General features: G+C 60.7%; 22 protein-coding genes. 12 read left to right on the plus strand and 10 right to left on the minus strand.

Annotation, left to right across the window (positions count from 1 at the left end):
• Positions 1 to 8: 8 nt before the first annotated feature.
• Positions 9 to 626 (plus strand): FKBP-type peptidyl-prolyl cis-trans isomerase, encoded by a 618-nt coding sequence (locus AYB31_RS13260; RefSeq protein WP_068829162.1) that lies wholly within the window; start codon positions 9 to 11, stop codon positions 624 to 626.
• A 168-nt stretch (positions 627 to 794) separates the two neighbouring features.
• On the opposite strand, the gene AYB31_RS13265 is transcribed toward AYB31_RS13260, so the two are convergent.
• Positions 795 to 1037, minus strand: a complete 243-nt coding sequence (locus tag AYB31_RS13265; RefSeq protein WP_068829163.1) for a PA4570 family protein — start codon at positions 1035 to 1037, stop codon at positions 795 to 797.
• A gap of 135 nt (positions 1038 to 1172) precedes the next feature.
• Entirely contained in the window at positions 1173 to 2141 is a 969-nt protein-coding gene (locus tag AYB31_RS13270) for a polyprenyl synthetase family protein (RefSeq protein ID WP_068829164.1), read from the minus strand.
• A gap of 306 nt (positions 2142 to 2447) precedes the next feature.
• Here AYB31_RS13270 and rplU point away from each other — a divergent pair, with 306 nt between their 5' ends.
• The 5 genes from rplU (at position 2448) to AYB31_RS13295 (ending at position 6024) form a co-directional block, all read left to right on the plus strand.
• Positions 2448 to 2759: a 50S ribosomal protein L21 gene (gene rplU / locus AYB31_RS13275; RefSeq protein ID WP_068829165.1), complete on the plus strand. Its 312-nt coding sequence runs from the start codon at positions 2448 to 2450 to the stop codon at positions 2757 to 2759.
• A 23-nt stretch (positions 2760 to 2782) separates the two neighbouring features.
• On the plus strand, positions 2783 to 3040 hold the full coding sequence (gene rpmA, locus AYB31_RS13280) for a 50S ribosomal protein L27 (RefSeq protein ID WP_043308927.1): 258 nt from the start codon (positions 2783 to 2785) through the stop codon (positions 3038 to 3040).
• Positions 3041 to 3145: 105 nt separating this feature from the next.
• Positions 3146 to 4369 carry an Obg family GTPase CgtA gene (gene cgtA, locus AYB31_RS13285; RefSeq protein WP_068829166.1) on the plus strand — a complete coding sequence of 408 codons (1224 nt, stop codon included), beginning with the start codon at positions 3146 to 3148 and terminating at the stop codon, positions 4367 to 4369.
• Positions 4370 to 4435: 66 nt separating this feature from the next.
• Positions 4436 to 5554: a glutamate 5-kinase gene (gene proB, locus AYB31_RS13290; protein ID WP_068829167.1), complete on the plus strand. Its 1119-nt coding sequence runs from the start codon at positions 4436 to 4438 to the stop codon at positions 5552 to 5554.
• An 11-nt stretch (positions 5555 to 5565) separates the two neighbouring features.
• Positions 5566 to 6024 (plus strand): CreA family protein, encoded by a 459-nt coding sequence (locus tag AYB31_RS13295; protein ID WP_068829168.1) that lies wholly within the window; start codon positions 5566 to 5568, stop codon positions 6022 to 6024.
• Between the two features lie 94 nt (positions 6025 to 6118).
• Here AYB31_RS13295 and rpsT read toward each other — a convergent pair whose 3' ends face one another.
• Complete coding sequence (gene rpsT / locus AYB31_RS13300; RefSeq protein WP_068829169.1) at positions 6119 to 6391, minus strand: 30S ribosomal protein S20; 273 nt, start codon at positions 6389 to 6391, stop codon at positions 6119 to 6121.
• A gap of 182 nt (positions 6392 to 6573) precedes the next feature.
• On the opposite strand from rpsT, the gene murJ reads away from it, so the two are divergent.
• The 6 genes from murJ (at position 6574) to ispH (ending at position 13915) form a co-directional block, all read left to right on the plus strand.
• Positions 6574 to 8118, plus strand: coding sequence for a murein biosynthesis integral membrane protein MurJ (gene murJ, locus AYB31_RS13305; RefSeq protein WP_068829170.1), 1545 nt, complete (start codon positions 6574 to 6576; stop codon positions 8116 to 8118).
• A gap of 73 nt (positions 8119 to 8191) precedes the next feature.
• Positions 8192 to 9130, plus strand: coding sequence for a bifunctional riboflavin kinase/FAD synthetase (gene ribF / locus AYB31_RS13310; protein ID WP_068829171.1), 939 nt, complete (start codon positions 8192 to 8194; stop codon positions 9128 to 9130).
• A gap of 14 nt (positions 9131 to 9144) precedes the next feature.
• On the plus strand, positions 9145 to 11976 hold the full coding sequence (ileS, locus tag AYB31_RS13315; protein WP_068829172.1) for an isoleucine--tRNA ligase: 2832 nt from the start codon (positions 9145 to 9147) through the stop codon (positions 11974 to 11976).
• Positions 11969 to 12475: a signal peptidase II gene (gene lspA, locus AYB31_RS13320; protein ID WP_068829173.1), complete on the plus strand. Its 507-nt coding sequence runs from the start codon at positions 11969 to 11971 to the stop codon at positions 12473 to 12475. Before ileS ends, lspA begins: the two co-directional genes overlap by 8 nt.
• Complete coding sequence (gene fkpB / locus AYB31_RS13325) at positions 12468 to 12905, plus strand: FKBP-type peptidyl-prolyl cis-trans isomerase (RefSeq protein ID WP_068829174.1); 438 nt, start codon at positions 12468 to 12470, stop codon at positions 12903 to 12905. Before lspA ends, fkpB begins: the two co-directional genes overlap by 8 nt.
• 62 nt (positions 12906 to 12967) lie before the next feature.
• Positions 12968 to 13915, plus strand: coding sequence for a 4-hydroxy-3-methylbut-2-enyl diphosphate reductase (gene ispH / locus AYB31_RS13330; RefSeq protein ID WP_068829175.1), 948 nt, complete (start codon positions 12968 to 12970; stop codon positions 13913 to 13915).
• 57 nt (positions 13916 to 13972) lie between these two features.
• On the opposite strand, the gene AYB31_RS13335 is transcribed toward ispH, so the two are convergent.
• The 7 genes from AYB31_RS13335 to AYB31_RS21170 all read right to left on the minus strand — a co-directional run bounded on the left by AYB31_RS13335 (position 13973) and on the right by AYB31_RS21170 (position 21351).
• Positions 13973 to 14401: a type IV pilin protein gene (locus tag AYB31_RS13335; RefSeq protein ID WP_068829176.1), complete on the minus strand. Its 429-nt coding sequence runs from the start codon at positions 14399 to 14401 to the stop codon at positions 13973 to 13975.
• Positions 14398 to 18381 (minus strand): pilus assembly protein, encoded by a 3984-nt coding sequence (locus tag AYB31_RS13340; protein WP_068829177.1) that lies wholly within the window; start codon positions 18379 to 18381, stop codon positions 14398 to 14400. The genes AYB31_RS13335 and AYB31_RS13340 overlap by 4 nt, the downstream gene beginning before the upstream one ends.
• Before the next feature lie 38 nt (positions 18382 to 18419).
• Entirely contained in the window at positions 18420 to 18983 is a 564-nt protein-coding gene (locus AYB31_RS13345) for a pilus assembly PilX family protein (protein WP_068829178.1), read from the minus strand.
• Positions 18980 to 19729, minus strand: coding sequence for a PilW family protein (locus AYB31_RS13350; protein WP_068829179.1), 750 nt, complete (start codon positions 19727 to 19729; stop codon positions 18980 to 18982). The genes AYB31_RS13345 and AYB31_RS13350 overlap by 4 nt, the downstream gene beginning before the upstream one ends.
• A gap of 2 nt (positions 19730 to 19731) precedes the next feature.
• On the minus strand, positions 19732 to 20244 hold the full coding sequence (gene pilV, locus AYB31_RS13355; RefSeq protein ID WP_068829180.1) for a type IV pilus modification protein PilV: 513 nt from the start codon (positions 20242 to 20244) through the stop codon (positions 19732 to 19734).
• A complete protein-coding gene (locus AYB31_RS13360; RefSeq protein ID WP_068829181.1) occupies positions 20241 to 20732 on the minus strand; it encodes a GspH/FimT family pseudopilin in 492 nt (163 codons plus the stop codon). The genes pilV and AYB31_RS13360 overlap by 4 nt, the downstream gene beginning before the upstream one ends.
• 109 nt (positions 20733 to 20841) lie before the next feature.
• Positions 20842 to 21351 carry a GspH/FimT family pseudopilin gene (locus AYB31_RS21170; RefSeq protein WP_082805303.1) on the minus strand — a complete coding sequence of 170 codons (510 nt, stop codon included), beginning with the start codon at positions 21349 to 21351 and terminating at the stop codon, positions 20842 to 20844.
• Positions 21352 to 21431 lie beyond the last annotated feature (80 nt).

Here is a 21431-nt window from a genome sequence, read left to right on the forward strand (position 1 = left end):
CCCCGGCCATGTCCGAACTGAACCTCTCCACCGACGAAGCCCGTGTCAGCTACGGTATTGGCCGCCAGCTGGGTGACCAGTTGCGCGACAACCCGCCGCCGGGCGCCAGCCTGGAGGCCATTGTGGCGGGCCTGCGCGATGCATTCGGCAACCAGCCGAGCCAGGTTTCCCCCGAAGCGCTGAACGCCAGCTTCCGTGTGATCCGTGAAGTCATGCAGGCCGAGGCCGCTGCCAAGGCCGAAGCTGCCGCCGCAGCTGGCCGCGAGTACCTGGTCGAGAACGCCAAGCGTGAAGGCGTGACTGTGCTGGAATCGGGCCTGCAGTACGAAGTGCTGGTGGCAGGCGAGGGCGCCAAGCCGTCGCGCGAAGACCATGTACGCACCCACTACCATGGCACCCTGATCGACGGCACCGTGTTCGACAGCTCCTACGAGCGCGGCCAGCCGGCGGAATTCCCGGTGGGCGGCGTGATCGCCGGCTGGGTTGAGGCTCTGCAACTGATGGGTACCGGCAGCAAGTGGCGCCTGCATGTGCCGAGCGAGCTGGCCTATGGTGGCCAGGCTGCCGGCAGCATCCCGCCGCACAGCGTGCTGGTGTTCGACGTCGAGCTGCTCGACATCCTGTAAGAAGCGATGCCCGGGCGCTCGTCCTGAGCGTCCGGGCATCTGCGAGGGCGCCTTTGCCTTCGCGCATGGGGCTAAGCCCATGCAGCGATCTTTCCCTATCTCGGTGTGATCCGGCCGGAGTGTGCCGCCGTTGGCCTCGTCCGCGGCGCCGCCTGTGCGGTTCTCGGCTCAGTGCGTCTCGCCGTGTGGGCGCAGCGCTCGGGCGTAGCAGAAGAGGAACAGGCCGCGTACCAGCTCCTTGAGCACACTGGGCTCGCTGGAGTTGAGGCTGGCCAGGTCGAGGTCGCCCTGGTCGCGCAGTTCGTCGATGGCTTCCTCCTCCAGCACCGCACAGACTTCGCCGGTTTCGCGATTGAGAATGCGCAGGTAGGGGTGCGGGCGATCCAGCCAAGCGTCGATCAGATAAGTCATGGCTCATCTCCTTGTGAATTCATGATTGAGATGAGAATAATTCTTATTACATAAATAGCAAGCGTCAATCGCTTCCATCTGTCGGGCAATAAAAAGCCCGTCGCATGGACGGGCTTGATCGCTGCCTGAGATGGCTCAGTGAGTGCGGGCGACGGCGAAGTGACTCAGCTCGACCAGGGCGTCGCGGTGGGCGTTGCGCTCCAGGCCGTCGAGGCAGGCAATCGCCTGTTCGGCATGCTCGCGGGCCAGACGTGCGGTGTAGTCGAGGGCGCCGGAGGCCTGGACCGCAGCGCGGATGCTTTCCAGGTCCTCGATGCCGCCTTTCTGGATCGCCGTGCGTACCAGGGCAGCCTGCTCGGCGCTACCCTCGCGCATGGTGTAGATCAGCGGCAGGGTCGGTTTGCCTTCGGCCAGGTCGTCACCAACGTTCTTGCCCAGGGTCGCGGCATCGCCTTGGTAGTCGAGCAGGTCATCGACCAGTTGGAAGGCGATGCCCAGGTGGTCGCCGAAGCGCTGCAGGGCCTGGGTCTGCGTAGCGCTGGCGCCGGCCAGCGCGGCGGCGCTGTGGGTCGAGGCCTCGAACAGCATGGCGGTCTTGCCGCGGATGACCTCCATATAGGTCTCCTCGGTGGTGCTGGCGTCACGCACCTTGGACAGTTGCAGGACCTCGCCCTCGGCGATGACCCGGGTAGCCCGGGAAAGGATCTGCATGACCGGCAGGGAGCCCAGCTCGACCATCATTTCGAACGAGCGCGAATAAAGGAAGTCGCCTACCAGCACGCTCGGCGCGTTGCCCCACTGGGCGTTGGCGGTGGCACGGCCGCGGCGCATGCCGGACATGTCGACCACGTCGTCATGCAGCAGGGTGGCGGTGTGCAGGAATTCGATGGTGGCGGAGAGCAGGCGCAGATCGTCGGCCTCATAACCCAGGGCGCGACCGCTGAGCAGCACCAGTAGCGGGCGCAGGCGTTTGCCACCGGCGGAGATGATGTAGTCGCCGATCTTTTCCACCAGGGGAACGTGGGATTTCAGCTGCTGGCGGATGATACCGTCGACGGCGGCGAAATCGTCCGCTACCACGCTATAGAAGGCCTGGGGTTGCATCGGTGAGGGGGACTCCTGAAGCTTTGGGTCTGCACCTACCATTGTCGGTGAGGGCAGATTTTGCGGGGCGAGCCCACAGGGACGGGCTGCGCGGCATGCTAGGGGGCGGGTTCTGGACTGTCAAGGCGAGGCCTGGCGGGGCTTGCGCGGGTTTGCGGCTTTCCGTACAATCGCGGCCCCTAACTTCTATGGGCACTCCCTGCCTTACGCAATTGCACGGGCGTCAGTTCCGGCCCCATGCAGCCATGCCGGCCAATAACTCTTCCTATAAAGAGTCGGGTGAGCAGGTTTAACGGAGATAAATCCATGTACGCAGTAATTGTTACCGGTGGCAAGCAGTACAAAGTCGCCGAAGGTGAATTCCTCAAGGTCGAGAAGCTGGAAATCGCTACTGGCGAATCCGTGACTTTCGACCGCGTTCTGCTGGTTGGCAACGGTGACGACGTGAAAATCGGCGCTCCGGTTGTCGATGGCGCCAAGGTTGTCGCTGAAGTGGTTGGCCAGGGCCGTCATGACAAAGTGACCATCATCAAGTTCCGCCGTCGTAAGCACCACATGAAGCGTCAGGGCCACCGTCAGTGGTTCACCGAAATCAAGATCACTGGCATCCAGGCCTGATCCCTTTATAGGAGATTTGACTCATGGCACACAAAAAAGCTGGCGGTAGTACTCGTAACGGCCGCGACTCAGAAAGTAAACGCCTTGGCGTGAAGATGTATGGCGGCCAGGTCATCAAGGCCGGCAACATCATCGTGCGTCAGCGCGGCACCCAGTTCCACGCCGGTTACGGCGTTGGCATGGGCAAGGATCATACCCTGTTCGCGAAAGTCGACGGCGTGATCAAGTTCGACGTAAAGGGCGAGTTCAACCGCCGTTACGTGAGCATCGTGACCGCCTAAGGTTGCGTTTGCTGAAGAAGCCCTGTCTCGCGACGGGGCTTTTTTGTTTCTGTGTATCCTGTGTTTTCTGTTCACTAGCCCGCTGTCGCGGCGGGAGGCGATCCAATGAAATTCGTCGATGAAGTTTCGATATTTGTAAAAGCCGGCGACGGCGGTAACGGCATGATGAGTTTCCGCCGGGAGAAATTCATCGAGAAGGGTGGCCCCAACGGCGGCGATGGCGGTGACGGCGGTTCCGTGTTCATGGAGGCTGATCCGAACCTGAATACCCTGGTCGACTATCGCTATACCCGCCGCTTCAATGCCAAGAATGGTGAGAAGGGTGGCAGTACCGAGTGTACTGGCGCCAAGGGTGATGATCTGATTCTGCCGGTGCCGATTGGTACCACGGTGATCGATGCAGCGACCCAGGAAATCATCGGCGACCTGACCAAGCCGGGTCAGCGTCTGCTGGTGGCGCAGGGCGGTTGGCATGGTCTGGGCAACACTCGCTTCAAGTCCAGCACCAACCGTGCGCCGCGGCAGACTACGCCGGGCAAGCCGGGTGATGCCCGCGATCTCAAGCTGGAGCTCAAGGTGTTGGCCGATGTGGGGCTGCTCGGCCTGCCAAATGCTGGCAAGAGCACCTTCATTCGCTCGGTATCGGCAGCCAAGCCGAAGGTGGCCGATTACCCGTTCACCACCCTGGTGCCAAACCTGGGCGTGGTCAGTGTCGGGCGCTACAAGAGCTTCGTGATTGCCGATATTCCCGGTCTGATCGAGGGCGCCTCCGAGGGTGCTGGTCTGGGTATCCGCTTCCTCAAGCACCTGGCGCGCACTCGCCTGTTGCTGCATCTGGTGGACATGGCGCCGCTGGACGAGAGTGATCCGGCCGATGCGGCTGAAGTGATCGTGCGCGAGCTGGAGAAATTCAGTCCGGCGCTGGCCGAGCGCGAGCGTTGGCTGGTGCTGAACAAGGCCGATCAGTTGCTGGAAGAAGAGCACGAAGAGCGTGTGCAGGCGGTAGTCGATCGACTGGACTGGAAGGGGCCGGTATTCGTGATTTCCGCCCTGGAGAGCGAGGGTACCGAGGCGCTGACCCAGGCGATCATGCGCTACATGGACGAGCGAGCCGAGCGTATGGCGGAGGACGAGGCGTTTGCCGCGAGCCTGGCCGAGCTGGATCGGCGCATCGAGGACGAGGCGCGCGCCCGTCTGCAGGCGCTGGATGACAAGCGGGCACTGCGCCGCGCGGGTCTGAAGAGTGTCGATGATGTGGGTGATGATGACGATTGGGATGACTTCGAGGATGATGAAGACGGTCCCGAGATCATTTACGTCAGGGACTGAGAGTAGGTATCGTGCAGCGCCGCTTTATAGCGGCGTTGTGCTGACTGGCTTGGGGTAGAGGGCATCATGCGGGACAAGGTGACCGGCGCGCGGCGCTGGGTGGTGAAGATTGGCAGTGCCTTGCTGACCGCCGACGGGCGCGGCCTGGATCGTGCCGCCATGGCGGTGTGGGTCGAGCAGATGGTTGCCCTGCGGGCGGCGGGTGTGGAGCTGGTACTGGTGTCGTCCGGTGCCGTTGCTGCGGGTATGAGTAGCCTGGGCTGGAGCGCTCGTCCTAGTGCCATTCATGAGCTGCAAGCTGCGGCTGCTGTGGGGCAGATGGGGTTGGTGCGAGCCTGGGAAAGCAGCTTTGCCGAGCATGGCCGGCACACGGCGCAGGTATTGCTGACTCATGATGATCTCTCCGATCGCAAGCGCTACCTGAATGCCCGCAGCACCTTGCGCACCCTGGTCGAGCTGGGTGTGGTGCCGGTGATCAACGAGAACGACACCGTGGTTACCGATGAGATCCGCTTTGGTGATAACGATACCCTGGCGGCGCTGGTGGCCAACCTGGTCGAGGCCGATCTGCTGGTGATTCTTACCGACCGCGACGGTATGTTCGATGCCGATCCGCGGCACAATCCCGATGCCCAACTGATCTCCGAGGCGCGCGCCGACGACGCTTCCCTGGATGCAGTGGCGGGCGGAACCGGCGGCGCCCTTGGGCGTGGCGGTATGCAGACCAAGCTGCGTGCGGCGCGTCTGGCTGCTCGTTCCGGTGCGCATACCATCATCGTGGGTGGGCGCATCGAGCGTGTGCTGGATCGTCTCAAGGCGGGTGAGCGCCTGGGTACCTTGCTGGCGCCTGAGCGCGGATTGCTGGCGGCGCGCAAGCAGTGGCTGGCGGGTCATCTGCAGACGCGCGGCACTCTGGTGCTGGATGCTGGTGCGGTCAAGGCGCTGACGGCGGACCGCAAGAGCCTGTTGCCGGTTGGTGTGAAGGAGGTGCGTGGCAGCTTCCGGCGCGGTGAGATGGTGGTCTGTGTGGCGCCCGATGGGCGCGAGGTGGCTCGCGGTCTGGTCAACTACAGTGCTCTGGAGGCGCAGAAGATCGCCGGGCGTTCCTCGGAGTCCATCGAGCAGTTACTGGGCTATGTCGATGAACCGGAACTGGTGCATCGGGACAATCTGATTCTGGTCTGAGGAGGCGCGCAATGCGCATCAAGGGATTGCTGGGCTTGTGTCTGCTGCTGCCGTTGTGCGCGCAGGCGGAGGAAATTGGTGAGGTCTCCACCGTGTTCAAGTGGATGGGGCCGAACGACAAGATCGTGGTCGAGGCGTTCGATGATCCCAAGGTTGAGGGGGTGACCTGTTACCTGTCGCGCGCCAAGACCGGAGGCATCAAGGGTGGTCTTGGTTTGGCAGAAGATCGCGCAGAGGCTTCCATTGCCTGTCGCCAGGTCGGGCCGATTCGCTTTGCCGAGAAGTTGAAGGATGGCGAGGAGGTGTTCAAGGAGCGCACTTCGCTGGTGTTCAAGACCATGCAGGTGGTGCGCTTCTTCGATGAGCGGCGTAATACGCTGGTTTATCTGGTGTACAGCGACCGGGTCATCGAGGGTAGTCCGCAGAATGCGGTGACGGCGATCCCGATCAGGCCCTGGACCAGCCAGTAGGGAAAGGCCGGGGATTCCCCGGCTTTTTTGTGTCTGCAGGAATTGCAGGCAATAAAAAACCGGCCAGAGGCCGGTTTTTTTTGAACGTTACATCTTAGGCGGCGGTAGCCAGGGCCTTGATGTGACCGTTCAGGCGGCTCTTGTGACGAGCGGCCTTGTTCTTGTGGATGATGCCTTTGTCGGCCATGCGGTCGATCACAGGTACAGCCAGGGTGTAGGCGGTCTGAGCCTTTTCCAGGTCCTTGGCGTCGATAGCCTTGACCACGTTCTTGATGTAGGTGCGGACCATGGAGCGCAGGCTGGCGTTATGGCTACGACGCTTCTCAGCCTGTTTGGCGCGTTTTTTGGCAGAAGGTGTATTGGCCACCGTCAAGCTCCTTGAAAATAAGGGGATAGCAAACAAATAAGGCCGCGAATTATTCCGATGCCTGGCGCATCTGTCAAGCCTGAATCAGTTTTGCTGAGCTGGCCTGACCAGCGGTGGCTGGTTACACTCCTCGCCTCTATCGCCGGGGCGCCTGCACCGGCATTGCGGATCACCGAGACTCCATGAACCTGCTCAAATCCCTGGCTGCCGTCAGTTCCCTGACCATGCTTTCCCGCGTGCTGGGCTTCGTTCGCGACACCATCATTGCGCGGACCTTCGGCGCGGGTGTGGCGTCCGATGCCTTCGTCGTGGCCTTCAAGCTGCCGAACCTGCTGCGGCGTATTTTCGCCGAGGGCGCCTTCTCCCAGGCGTTCGTGCCGATCCTGGCGGAGTACAAGACGCAGCAGGGCGAAGAGGCTGCGCGCACCTTTCTCGCCTATGTCGCCGGCCTGCTGACACTGGTACTGGCCCTGGTCACTCTGCTCGGCATTCTCGCCGCGCCCTGGATCGTCTGGATCAGCGCCCCCGGTTTTGCCGACGAGCCCGAGCGCTTCGCGCTGACCACCGACCTGTTGCGGGTGACCTTCCCCTATATATTGCTGATCTCGCTGTCGTCCCTGGTCGGGGCGGTGCTCAATACCTGGAACCGCTTCTCGGTGCCGGCCTTCGTGCCGACCTTGCTGAACCTCAGCATGATCGCCTTTTCCCTGTGGCTTACGCCCTACTTCGATCCGCCGATCATGGCGCTCGGCTGGGCGGTGCTGGTGGGCGGCCTGGCGCAGTTCCTCTGGCAGCTGCCGGCGCTGAAAAGAATCGGCATGCTGGTGCTGCCGCGCCTGAGTCTGCGCGATACCGGTGTGTGGCGGGTGCTCAAGCAGATGGGGCCGGCGATCTTCGGTGTGTCGGTGAGTCAGATCTCGCTGATCATCAACACCATCTTCGCTTCCTTCCTGGTGGCGGGCTCGGTGTCCTGGATGTATTACGCCGATCGTCTGATGGAGCTGCCGTCCGGTGTGCTCGGCGTGGCGCTGGGGACCATTCTGCTGCCGGCGCTGGCCAAGACCTACGCCAGTGCCGACCGCGAGGAGTACTCGAAGCTGCTCGATTGGGGCTTGCGCCTGTGTTTCCTGCTGGTGCTGCCCTGCACCTTGGCCCTGGCGATCATTGCCGAGCCGTTGATCGTTGCCTTGTTCCAATATGGCAAGTTCACTGCCCATGACTCGGCCATGACCCAGCAGGCGCTGGTCGCCTATTCGGTCGGTCTGCTGGCGCTGATCCTGATCAAGATCCTGGCGCCCGGTTTCTACGCCCAGCAGAACATCAAGACACCGGTGCGCATTGCCATTGTCAGTCTGCTGGCAACTCAGGCGATGAATGCGCTGTTCGTCTTTGGTCTGGACCTCAAGCACGCCGGCCTGGCCTTGGCGATCAGTCTGGCGGCCTGCCTGAACGCCGGGCTGTTGTACTGGCAGTTGCGCAGTCGACGTATGTACCAGCCACAACCGGGTTGGACGATCTTCCTGTGCAAGCTGGTGGCGGCGGTTGCGGTGATGGTCGCGGTGCTGCTGGCAGTGTTGCACTTCATGCCCGCCTGGGGGCAGGGCGACATGCTGATGCGTCTGTTGCGTCTCGGGGCGCTGGTGGCGTCCGGAGTGCTGGCTTATTTCGGCACCTTGCTGCTGCTCGGCTTTCGTCCGCGTGATTTTGCCCGGCGGGCGGTGGGCTGATGGCGGACGTGCTGCCTGTCACCGATAGCCGCCTGTGCGTATAATCGGCCACTTTGTAAGCAAGTAGCATGCTATGCAGCTGGTCCGAGGCCTCCACAATCTGCTTCCGCTGAGCCAGGGCTGCGTTGCCACCATCGGTAATTTCGATGGGGTGCACCGTGGCCATCAGGCCATTTTGGCGCGCCTGCGCGAGCGCGCCATCGAGCTGGGCGTGCCCAGCTGCGTGGTGATCTTCGAGCCGCAGCCGCGCGAGTTCTTCGCCCCGGACACCGCGCCGGCGCGCCTGACCCGGCTGCGCGAGAAGCTCGAACTGCTGGCGGCCGAGGGCGTCGACCGGGTGTTGTGCCTGGCCTTCAATCGGCGCCTGCGTGAGCTGTCTGCCGATGAGTTCGTGCGCCAGGTACTGGTCGACGGGCTACGCATCCAGCATCTGGAGGTCGGCGACGACTTCCGTTTCGGTGCCGGTCGCAGTGGTGATTTCGATTTTCTGGTGCAGGCCGGCGCGCAGCACGGCTTCAGTGTCGAGGCGGCGCTGACCGTCGAGTTGGATGGCGAGCGCATCAGCAGCACACGTGTGCGCCAGGCCTTGCAGGCCGGTGAGCTGGAACTGGCCGAGCGCCTGCTGGGGCGCCCCTATGCGCTGGCCGGGCGCGTGCTGCATGGCCAGAAGCTGGCGCGCCAGCTCGGTACGCCGACCGCCAATGTGCAGCTCAAGCGGCGCAAGCCACCGCTGCAGGGCGTGTTTCTGGTCAGTACGCTGCACGAGCAGCGCCGCCTGCACGGCGTGGCCAATATCGGCCAGCGGCCGACGGTGGACGGGGATGGCAGCCCACACCTGGAAGTGCATTTGCTGGAATACGCTGGCGACCTGTATGGCCAGCGCCTGACGGTGGAATTCCACCACAAGCTGCGCGACGAGCAGCGTTTCGCCTCCCTGGAGGCGCTGAAGACGGCGATTGACGCGGATGTCGCCGCCGCCCGGGCCTACTGGCTTGGCCAACCGCTTGACTGATCGAAGAGCCTGAGATGACCGACTACAAAGCCACGCTGAACCTCCCGGATACTGCCTTCCCGATGAAAGCCGGCCTGCCGCAGCGCGAGCCGGAAACCCTGGCGCGCTGGGACAGCATTGGTCTGTACCAGAAGCTGCGGGAGATCGGTGCAACCCGGCCGAAGTTCGTCCTGCACGACGGCCCGCCCTATGCCAACGGCAGCATCCACATCGGTCACGCGGTCAACAAGATCCTCAAGGACATGATCGTCCGTTCCAAGACCCTGGCTGGCTTCGATGCACCCTATGTGCCGGGGTGGGACTGCCATGGCCTGCCGATCGAGCACAAGGTCGAGACCACCTTCGGCAAGAATCAGCCGGCCGACATCACCCGTGAACGCTGCCGCACCTACGCCGGCGAGCAGATCGAGGGGCAGAAGGCCGACTTCATCCGTCTCGGTGTGCTCGGCGAGTGGGACAATCCCTACAAGACCATGGCCTTCGCCAACGAAGCCGGGGAGATCCGCGCCTTGGCAGAGATGGTCAAGCAGGGCTTCGTGTTCAAGGGCCTGAAGCCGGTCAACTGGTGCTTCGACTGCGGCTCGGCGCTGGCCGAGGCCGAGGTGGAGTATCAGGACAAGAAGTCCGATGCCATCGACGTCGCCTTCGTGGTCGAGGATGCCGCCCAGCTGGCCGCCGCCTTCGGCCTGAGCGAGCTGGCCAAGCCAGCCGCCATCGTGATCTGGACCACCACGCCCTGGACCATCCCGGCCAACCAGGCGCTGAACGTCCATCCCGAATTCACCTACGCCCTGGTCGATGCCGGCGAGCGCCTGCTGCTGCTGGCCGAGGAGCTGGTCGAGAGCTGCCTGGCACGTTATGGCCTGCAAGGCCAGGTGATCGCAACTGCGGTCGGCTCGGCGCTGGAAAATATCCGCTTCCGCCATCCGTTCTATGAGCGCTTCGCGCCGGTCTATCTGGCCGAATACGTCGAGCTGGGCGCCGGTACCGGTATCGTCCACTCGGCACCGGCCTACGGTGAGGACGACTTCCGCTCCTGCAAGCACTACGGCATGAGCAATGACGACATCCTCAGCCCGGTACAGAGCAACGGTGTGTACGTGGCCGATCTGCCGTTCTTCGGCGGGCAGTTCATCTGGAAGGCCAACCCGGCCATCGTCGCCAAGCTTGAAGAAGTTGGCGCGCTGCTCAAACACGAAAGCATCCAGCACAGCTACATGCACTGCTGGCGGCACAAGACCCCGCTGATCTACCGCGCCACCGCGCAGTGGTTCGTCGGCATGGACAAGCAGGCCAATGACGGCAGCACCCTGCGCGAGCGCGCGCTGGGCGCCATCGAGCAGACCCAGTTCGTGCCGAGCTGGGGCCAGGCGCGCCTGCACAGCATGATCGCCGGGCGCCCGGACTGGTGCATCTCGCGTCAGCGCAACTGGGGTGTGCCGATCCCGTTCTTCCTCGACAAGGCCAGTGGCGAGCCGCACCCGCGCACCGTCGAGTTGATGGAAGAAGTCGCCAAACGCGTCGAGCAGGAAGGCATCGAGGCCTGGTTCAAGCTGGACGCCGCCGAATTGCTCGGTGACGAGGCCGCGCAGTACGACAAGATCAGCGACACCCTGGACGTCTGGTTCGACTCCGGTACCACTCACTGGCATGTGCTGCGTGGCTCGCACCCGCTGGGCCATGAGGTCGGCCCGCGCGCGGACTTGTACCTGGAAGGTTCCGACCAGCACCGTGGCTGGTTCCACTCGTCGCTGCTGACCGGTTGCGCCATCGACGGGCATGCCCCGTACAAGGCGTTGCTGACGCATGGTTTCGTGGTCGACGAGAATGGTCGCAAGATGTCCAAGTCGCTCGGCAATGTGGTCGCGCCGCAGGAGGTCAACGACAGCCTGGGCGCCGACATCATGCGCCTGTGGGTCGCCTCCACCGACTATTCCGGTGAGATGGCCGTGTCCAAGGTCATCTTGCAGCGCAGCGCCGATGCCTACCGGCGTATCCGCAACACCACGCGCTTCCTGCTCTCCAACCTAAATGGCTTCGACCCGGCCAAGGACCTGCTGCCGGCCGAGCAGATGCTCGATCTGGACCGCTGGGCGGTGGACGCCACTGCCCGTCTGCAGGCCGAGATCATCGAGGCCTATGGCGAGTACCGTTTCTGGAACGTCTACTCCAAGGTGCACAACTTCTGCGTGCAGGAGCTGGGCGGTTTCTATCTCGACATCATCAAGGATCGTCAGTACACCACCGCTGCCGACAGCGTGGCGCGCCGCTCCTGCCAGAGCGCGCTGTTCCACATCGCCGAGGCCCTGGTGCGCTGGATCGCGCCGATCCTGGCCTTCACCGCCGACGAGATCTGGCAGTTCCTGCCGGGTGAGCGCAACGAGTCGGTGATGCTGAATACCTGGTACGAAGGCCTGGAGCGTCTGCCGCAAGGCTTCGAGCTGGACCGTGAGTACTGGGATCAGGTCATGGCGGTAAAGGCGGCGGTCAACAAGGAGCTGGAGAACCTGCGCGCGGCCAAGGCCATCGGCGGCAGTCTGCAGGCGGAAGTTACCCTGTATGGCGACGAGTCGCTGCAGGCGACCCTGGCCAAGCTGGGCGACGAGCTGCGTTTTGCCTTGATCACCTCTGCGGCTGCCGTCGCGCCGCTGGCCGAGGCCCCGACCGATACGGTGGCGACCGAACTGGCCGGGCTCAAGCTGAAGATCGTCAAGTCGGCCCACGCCAAGTGCGGTCGCTGCTGGCATTTCCGTGCCGATGTCGGCGCCAACGCCGCCCATCCCGAGCTGTGCGAGCGTTGCGTGAGCAACATCGAAGGTGCTGGCGAGGTGCGTAAGCATGTCTGATGCGCGCTTCGGTCGCCTGGTCTGGCTGTGGCTGGCGGTGCTGGTATTTGTCCTCGACCAGGGCAGCAAGCAGGTCGTGCTGCAGGTACTGGAGTACGGCCAGCGGGTTACCGTGATCGACGGCTACTTCGACTGGGTTCATGTCTACAACCGTGGCGCTGCGTTCAGCTTCCTGGCCGGCGAATCCGGCTGGCAACGTTGGCTGTTCGCCGCGATCGCCGTCTGTGTCAGCGCCGTGCTGGTGGTGTGGATGAAGCGTCTCAAGCACGACGAAACCTGGCTGGCCATCGCCCTGGCCCTGGTGCTCGGCGGAGCGCTGGGCAACCTGTACGACCGTATCGTGCTTGGTCACGTGGTCGATTTCATCCTGGTGCACTGGCAGGATCGTTACCGCTTCCCGGCCTTCAACCTGGCCGACAGCGGCATTACCGTCGGCGCCGTGATGCTGGCGCTGGATATGTTCAAGAGCAAGAAGTCCGGAGAGCCCGCCCATGACTGAGCAGCGTATTGGTCCGGACAAGGAAGTCACCCTGCACTTCGCCCTCAAGCTGGAAAGCGGCGATGTGGTCGACAGTACCTTCGACAAGGCGCCAGCCACCTTCAAGGTCGGTGACGGCAACCTGCTGCCCGGCTTCGAGGCGGCGCTGTACGGCTTCAAGGCCGGCGACAAGCGCAGCCTGCAGATCGAGCCGGAGAATGCCTTTGGTCAGCCCAACCCGCAGAACGTACAGGTGATGCCGCGTACGCAGTTCGTCGACATGGAGCTGTCCGAAGGTCTGCTGGTGATCTTCAATGACGCCGCCAACACCGAGCTGCCCGGGGTGGTCAAAGCCTTCGACGAGCAGCAGGTGACCATCGACTTCAACCACCCGCTGGCCGGCAAACGCCTGAGCTTCGACGTGGAAATCATCGAAGTTCGCCCGGCCTGATCCCTCCGCGGGAGAGGCGTACACTCTCCCCATTGCCTTTACCGCGCGCCGAGACTCTCCGTATGCAAATCAAACTCGCCAACCCCCGCGGCTTCTGCGCCGGCGTCGATCGCGCCATCGAGATCGTCAATCGCGCCCTGGAAGTGTTCGGCGCGCCGATCTATGTGCGCCATGAAGTGGTGCACAACAAGTTCGTGGTCGAGGACCTGCGCGCCCGTGGCGCCGTGTTCGTCGAGGAGCTGGACCAGGTACCGGACAACGTCATCGTCATCTTCAGCGCCCATGGTGTTTCCCAGGCCGTACGTCAGGAAGCCGAGCGCCGTGGTCTCAAGGTCTTCGATGCCACCTGCCCACTGGTAACCAAGGTACACATGGAGGTGGCGCGTTACAGCCGCGACGGCCGCGAGTGCATCCTCATCGGTCATGAGGGGCATCCGGAAGTCGAAGGCACCATGGGCCAGTACGACCGCAGCAACGGCGGCGATATCTACCTGGTGGAAGACGAAGCCGATGTGGCCGAGTTGCAGGTTCGCAACCCGGAGTCCCTGGCCTTCGTCACCCAGACCACCCTGTCGATGGACGACACCAGCAAGGTCATCGACGCCCTGCGCGCCAAGTTCCCCAGCATCGGTGGGCCGCGCAAGGACGATATCTGCTACGCCACCCAAAACCGCCAGGATGCGGTCAAGCAACTGGCCGCCGAGTGCGATCTGGTGCTGGTTGTCGGCAGCCCGAACAGCTCCAACTCCAACCGCTTGCGCGAACTGGCCGAGCGCCTGGATACCCCTGCATACCTGATCGATGGCGCCGAAGACCTTCGGCAGGAGTGGTTCGAGGGCACTGAGCGCATCGGCATCACTGCTGGAGCTTCGGCTCCAGAGGTGCTGGTGCTCGGAGTGGTCGAGAAGCTGCGCAGCTGGGGTGCGACCGGTGCGGAAGAACTGGATGGTCGGCCGGAGAATGTGACGTTCTCGATGCCTAAGGAACTCAGGGTGGTAGCTCTGGATTGAGCAGCGGATACGCATACGAAAAGGCCCGGAAATTCCGGGCCTTTTTATAGTTGGGGTTTACTTCCAGCACTGCTCCACGGTTTTTCCGGAGCCGGTTCGGTTTTTTACTCCGAGTGCGTTGAGTTTCAGGTTACCGCAAGATCCGTCTCCGAACTTTTGTGTGGCGGTGAGGGTATAGCCACCATCATTGGCTTCAGAGCTTACAGTCATCTCGTAGTAGCCGTTTTCTGACATTACCTTGGTCCCAGATGTGTTGCGCAAGGCCAGTTGACCTATGTTGGCAGCGTTGGTTACGTAGCTGTTGTTCTGCGCGAAGAAGCGCTCCTGGCGCGCTGCTCCTTCGCTGAGAAGTGCTTGCCCTTCAGAGCGTTTGCTACGGGCTACGTACTCGGAGTAGTTGGGAATCGCAATGGCTGCAAGGATGCCGATGATGGCAACTGCCAGCATCATCTCAAGCAAAGTAAATCCAGCCTGCTTACTGCTCATTGGAACTCCTCGGGAATAATGTGCCAGCTCTGGCGGCCGCTGTTGTTTGGATCGTCGCCAACGGTGGCAGGATCACCTGCGCCGTCGCTACCGTAGACTTTGTTGCCAGGGGCCAGGGTGAAGCCGCCAATGGCCGGGAAGCGTCGGCCGGAGACGATATCCTTGGCTGAACCATATTGGTCACTCGAATTGACCACCTTGTCATTGTTCAGGTCCAGCACGTTGTATTTGGTGCGGCCACCTGTGTAGGCGTCGATGCCATACAACCAGGTGTCGGCGCCAGCGGCGCAAGGGTCCTGATTGGGTGTCAGGCTGCTCAGGAACAGGGTTTGTCCGCGTGCCGACATGTTGTTGATGACCATCTCGCCCGTTCGCACATTACCTACGGACAGGTCGAGTGACCAGCCCCAGAGGTTGACCGACGCATCGTTGCTGGTGTCGTTCGAGGTTGCGTTGGGGTTGCTGGCGTTGTAGTCCTTGAACCACTTGACCGTGTCCTGGCTCAGCAGACGAATGTCGTTGATAGCTGACTGTGAGCTGTCGCCAATCACTGCATTGTCCACCTGTGAGGTGAATTTTTGGGCCTGCATGCCGGCGCGATCCGTCGCTTTGGCTGTACTGGCAGAAGTGCTCTGGCGCTTGGTCTGACGATCCCACACGCCATAAACCGTCATGGCGCGGCTGGTGTCTACGTTGGCGTCGCTGCTTTCCAGGTACTTGCCGGTGCCAATCAACACCAGGTAGCCAATGGTGGAAGGGTGGCGTACCAGGGATGGCTGGATGGTGATGGCCTGACGTTTGCCAAGACCGCTTACAGAGTCCCGTGCGGTAAAGATGGGTGTGCTGCCGTAGGCAATAGTGAAGTCATTGGTAGTGACATTCGTCAGTGAGCTGCGGGAGAAGGGGTCGCCCGTCAGAGAGGTATCGGTGCTGCCTGAGCTGACTGGGCTGACAGTTGGCACCAGATCGAAACGCCACAGATTACCCTGAAGGTCACCGGCATAGGCGTAGTCGACCAGGCCGTCGCCGTTGTTGTCCGCCCCGCGCACACTGGACAGGCCGTTCGGCAGGGTAACGCCAGAGTCCACGACTTGAGGTACGACCAATTTTTTCAGCAGATTGCCGGTCTTGATATCGATGATCATCAGGGCGGCGCGGTCGTTGGTGCTGTTATAGCCATTGCCCATCAAAACCGCCCACTGACCGCTGTGCAGGCGGACGATCTCCGGTTGGGCGAAAGTGTTGCCCAGGTCGGTGTCAGTCGTGGAGTCGAATTCCCATAGCAGCTTTATGTCATTCGGGTTGGTGATGTCTAGGGCGAACAACGCCTTGCCGCCAGCACGCAGCGTACCGATCAGGACCGTGTGCCAGCCCTCATTTGCAGCATTGCCGAAGTAGACATCACGAACGATCGGGGTGCCATCGACGAAGTAGCGGTGTTCGGCGCCTGTGTAGTTCTGGCCCGTGAGGCGGTTGAGGTTCTTGATTACCTCGGTGGGGATGAATGCGAACTCCTCTACACCCGTTTCAGCGTTGAAACCGTGCAGCATGCCGTCGTTACCACCGACATAGATCATTTCCTTGCGCAGCGTGCGCTTGTTGGCAGCTTTGAATGTCGCATAGCTCTGATAGCCATTGAGAGTACCCGTTGGGTTCTCAATGCGATCTGCCAGATAGGACAGGTAACCCGGTGTGCCAACTACAACCGGGCTCGAGTTGATGATGTCGCCCAGGATGGTGCTGCGGGTACGGAATGACGGGCTGGTAGTACCTTCCAGGGTGCGAACTCCGCGAATGTAGTCGACGCGCTGCGAGCCTAGGCTGTCGGTTGCACCAACCAGGCTTTCTGGATTGACGCTGAGCAGGTTCTGTTGTGCCGTGCTCAGGTTGGCCCAGGTGAAACTTTTGAGCTTGGTCGTGGCGTTGGTCAGATCCTTCATCATGACCTTGCGAGTAGCTGCTGCCAGGTTCTTGTTAGCAGTTTGTGCTTTCCACTTAACGGTTTGGGCGCCGCTGCCGTCGATCAGGGTCTTGATAATTTCCCCGCTCCAGTCATTGCTGGAGAATTGGGTCGCATAGACATTGCTTTCAATGGCGCTGTCATCGGCGTCGGAAACGAACGATGCCGATACGGCAGGGCGTGCGGCCGAGGTGGTGCGGTCGGCAATGCGGTTGAGAATGTCCTTGAAGGCTTTGACCATTGCGTCCGGGCTGTCGACGCTGAAGAACTCGCCGCGGGAGTTGATGGCCGCGTGCCAGAGGTCGTAGACGTTATTGCTGCTGTCCTTTGCAGCCGGTGGCCACGTTTTACTGCCGCTCACTAAGTTGTTGTAGCCAGTACCGCCAAAAGTCCCCTGGCTGGTATCCCATTCGAGGCCGGATTGGGTGAGCGAACTGCTCAATCCCAAACCCATGGTGAAGGTGACCATGTGCTGCCAGGTTGCCGGGTCGTTGCGAGCATCCCAATAGCTTTTTGTTGGGTCGCTATCTTTGAAGGGGTAATAGGGCTGCAGCTTGTTGGCTAGCGTCGTATTTAGGTCATTGGCCCAGTAGTTGAAAGCCAAGTCGGCAACCGTTTCCTTTTGGCTGTCGGCATAAGGATGACGTTTTCCGTCGTAAACTGTGCCGTCCGGCAAGGTATAGCCAGCACCATTATTTTCGCTAGACGAGTCATCCTTGTAGTCTGCAGGTTTGGTAAAGTTTTGGTTCCAGATACCGTCAGTCATGAGAATGTGATAGCTCGGACGACAGGCGTAAGTGTTGCCCGCATTATTGGTCTGCGAGCTGTCGTTTGGGTATTTCTGCCAGGGTGTCGTTGTTTTATAAAATTCGCCAGCACGGTACATGGCTGCGCGCAACCATGTGCTTCCTGAAAAAGGTGGGTCCTGCAGCCAGGACATCAAGCGTCCACGATGGGCAGTGGTGTATTCGCGGAGCTTGTTATCCTTGCAGTCTGTATCACTACCGGTGAAAGTGGTGCAGGCATTGAGGTTCTGCCAGGTGATACGTACTTCCGGGGGCAGGGTGGCAAAAGCGATCTGTGCTGCAGCCTGGGTGGCCAAGCCGCGGTTGCGATAGAAGGAGTACCAGATGGCGAAGTTCTGCCTTTCGTCAGCACCTGAGGCAGTATCGTCGGGGCGGTTTTGTCCCGAAGTGGACGAGACGAGAACTAATTTGTAGCAGTCTTCGTCGGTCAGGTCAGATGCAGAACAGCCGGGCAGCGAGGTGTCCCTGACATAGTAATAGGCTGGGACAGCAGCTTTTCGTGCGTCTACGGTTACTGTGTAGTTCGTGCTGGTGCGGCTGCAGGATGGGGTAGCAGTGCTGAACTGGGGGGTGGCTATGCTAACAGTGCAGCCAGACCCGCCACTTTTGCGCGTTACTGTGAAGGTTACACCACCAATGGTCTTTGTTTCCGACCCGCTCGAAGGGCCTGAAAAACTGCCGCTATTGAAGTAGAAGTCCGCTTGTGGGTTTTCGGCAAATTTGTTTGCGGTGCTGTTGAAACCATAGTCTTTAGTGGGGTCTGGGGGGTTGGGAAGACTTCCACGTGGGTCGTAACTCCAAGTGACACGGTAGCCATTCGATAGGTTGTAACTTCCTCGCCCAGTATTGAAACCATTGTGATAGCCATTGGTAAAACTGGTGCTGTAGGGAGTAGTCGATTCGTTACCGTTGCTGTCGTAGCGCGTCGGAATGCGGTAAGTCACCGAGGGGTCGTAGTACATCGGGTTAAACGCCGGTGCTTTGGCCCTGCGACTGCTGCCGATGCCGTCGATGCCATCTGGAGCGAAGGCCCAGCGCATACTTCCCGAGTCGTCGATGGTCAGTAGCAGGTTGGGCGCAACGGTTTCACTAAGGATCAGTGGTTTCTGGCTGATATTCAGAGCAGCAGCGCTGACATTGAATGTGCCTGCAAAGTAGAGGCAAAAACCCAGGGTGCTGAGCAGGGTTTTGTGGTTGGCAATGGACATCTTCATGAAATTCTCCCCGGTGTTACCGGCCGAGCCGTAATGGCTTACTTTTCTTCAATCAACCCTTTGGAGTTGAGTGCCACGGTAGTTCTGACGGCAGCTTGATTGCCGTTGCTGCTGGCCATGCCGTTAACCTCGTAGCGGAAAACTCCGATGCCCAAGGCCATGTTGCCGTACTCCGGGTTTTCCGTTGAGCCGTCGGCTTCACCGCTAGGCGCCGGTTGTGAATACCACTGCGCAGTGCCGTGCATGGTGGTACCGTCGCTGGGCGAGTACACCTGGCTGTCCGTCATATCGATCTGATAATCGGGAAGACGATTGAGCAGGCAGAGCTTGCCGGTAGCGATATTGGAGCAATTATCCGTAGGCTCCTGGGGGCCTCGTGCAACTGTGCGGCGCTCTCCGTCGCGGGTGGCGGCATCGGCGACCTGGAGCAGTTGCTTGTTTTCAATCAGGTTGCCGGTGATACGGGACTCCAGGGTTACCTCCCGTAAGTTGGCAATAGCCAGCACGGTAATGACCAACAGAAAGACAAGGGCGATTACCAGGCTCACGCCTTTTTGCCTGTTTGTGCTTTTCAGGCTGGCGCCAGAGAGGGCTGTATTCATGGCATCAGGTTCCTCATGCTGGTGCTGGTGGAAAGCATGGTGTAGAGCTTCTTGTCGGCAGGGGCGGTGCCAAACCAGTAGGTGTAGGCTGTGCTTCCCGCGTTCTTGGTTATTTCTGTAGGGCTGGCCGCCATGATGGAAAACTGCACTGCGCGAATATTTTCGCTGGTGGCCGGTGAGCTGGTGTACTTGGAGACAACTTTCTCGCTGTTACTGTTGACGCCATACTCAAAGCGAACTGCAGAGATATTGGAGGCGATCACGTTGCCGTTGCAGGCCAGTTGCAGGGAGTTGTCTGCGTCGCTGGTATCGAGGTCAACCAGTGCGTAGAACTCGGTCACTACTGGCCCATCTTGATAGGGGCTGGTCGGGATGCCCGCGATATTGTTACCGGCACAATCCTGGGCGCCAGTGAAGGCGGGTTGATAGCGAATGCAGAATGAGGTGTCACTCACTTTCTTGGCAACCTGGCCTGCATTTAGCGTCCCGCAGTCGCTGGTAGAGGTGATTGGGAAGACCGTCTCCGGAGGTTGGTCAGGCATTCTGCGATAGCCTGTTCTGGAGAGCGTTTGTTCCAGTATCAGAATGGAGAAACGGGCATTCTCCAGATTGCCACCCTGACTCTGTTGGAAAAGGCTATTTTCCTTGTTGTCCAGATAGACTTGGGTGATGCCGAGAATAAGGAAGCTGCTGATCAGAAGGGAGATCAGCACTTCAACCATGGATAGGCCGCGCTGTTTGTGCATGTTCAAAGCTCCCCTCTCAGGCGGAACCGGCAGATGGTAGGGTCAGAATTGGCGGGTGCTGATGCATCCAGGCATCCGTCACCAAGCGATCTCCAGGCAACCTGGATCTCTACTGCCGAACCTGCTGCGCAGGTGCCGGGGGCGGATGAGCGGCATACATAGAACTGATCCGCGAGTGCATCGACATCCGGCAGCAGTAGGCGCACCTTGTTGGTCCAGCAGGTAAGTTGCTGGCTCACGTCGTTGGCCTGGATGGCTGTTGATGTGTCACAGGTGCCGGCGGCCGGCAATGCGGTTAACAGGTAGCTGTCGAGTGCCGATGGGTTGGCACGGATCTGCTCCAGCAGGTCGCTGGCAAGCATGGCTGCATTGTTTCGTTGTGTGGAGTCGGTGGTGTACTGAATGCCGCGCCCCTGCATGGCAACCAGACCCAGCATGCCGATGGTCAGCAGAATCAGCGTGACCATGACCTCAATCAGCGTGAAGCCGTTATTGGCACTGCGAGCTTTGTTCATGGCGTGCAATCTCCCAGTGCAGTGGTGTCGCTGTCCTTGCCTCGGTTGTGCAGGCGGCTGCTACCGCTGCGATCTACCGTCAGCAGATAGCCGAAAGTTGGATTGCTGTCCCTGCAAATGGTAATGCGGGTTTCCCCGGCCGATGATGATGTGCCATTCGAGCTGTAGGTCAGGTTGATTGGGCTGGGGGAGGTGGTGATGTCGGCCTGCGCTGAGTTGAATGTCTCTTGACGCAGGGTTTGCGAGCTGGTCGCGATGGTCCAGACGTTACCCACATTGCTCACTGTGACAGGGGCTCGACGCACCACTGCCTCGCTGCGAGCGAATTGCAGCAGGCTGTTCAGGGTTTGCGCCTGCGCCTCAACCTGGTTGTTGCGTATCAGACTCGCAAAGTTGGGTACTGCGATCCCAAGCGCGATACCAAGCAGAGCGATGGTAACCAGCAGCTCGATCAGCGTGAATCCGCGCATGTCCGGGTGTCGCGACATGGTGTGCTCCTTGTGGTTTTCTGAGCGCATATTCCAATATCCCGCCTCTGCTGTCTTATCGGGTAGGACAGTTGGCATGCTGGGCGGGATGATCGGTTATGTATTGCCGCTATGAGGTGCACTTTGCAGCTAGGTTGTTGTTCTCTTTCTGCGTTCCTGGTCTGACCCGGCCCTGTCTGTTGAGGATTAGCTGCCAGGCGACCCCGCCCCGGTAGCATAGGTAGAAGCGACCGTTGCTGGTAGGTGAGGTGCCATTCGGATGGAAGCGAATGGTTTTGTCGAAGCCGGCCCATTGCAGGCTGGATTTTTGTGATTGTTGGAAGCGTTGCAGAGGATTTTGGTTGTCGCCACTCTGGCGTGTCATCCAGCCACTGCTCCAGTCGGTGTGGCAGTTTAAGCCGTCGCGGCTGGCGCATACTTCGACTTTGCGTCTATGCAATATCGCATGAGCTCTGGCCTGCTGGAGCGAGGCGTGCAGAGTGTCGCGCAGTGAGTTTTGATGGCTTTTATCGACGACTGTGCCGAGGGCTGGTATTGCGATACTTGTTCCAATGGCGATTATCGCCAGAGTGAGTAAAAGCTCAGATAGGCTGAAAGCGCATTGATTGGATTTTCTCATCATGAGTCCCTGTTGTTGGATTGCCGTCCTGGCAGCTAGGGGTTTAGTCGCGGTAGGGCGGTTTTGCAAATGGAGGACAT

Origin of the sequence: Pseudomonas sp. BMS12, from assembly GCF_001592875.1 — a bacterium.
GTDB lineage: Bacteria > Pseudomonadota > Gammaproteobacteria > Pseudomonadales > Pseudomonadaceae > Aquipseudomonas.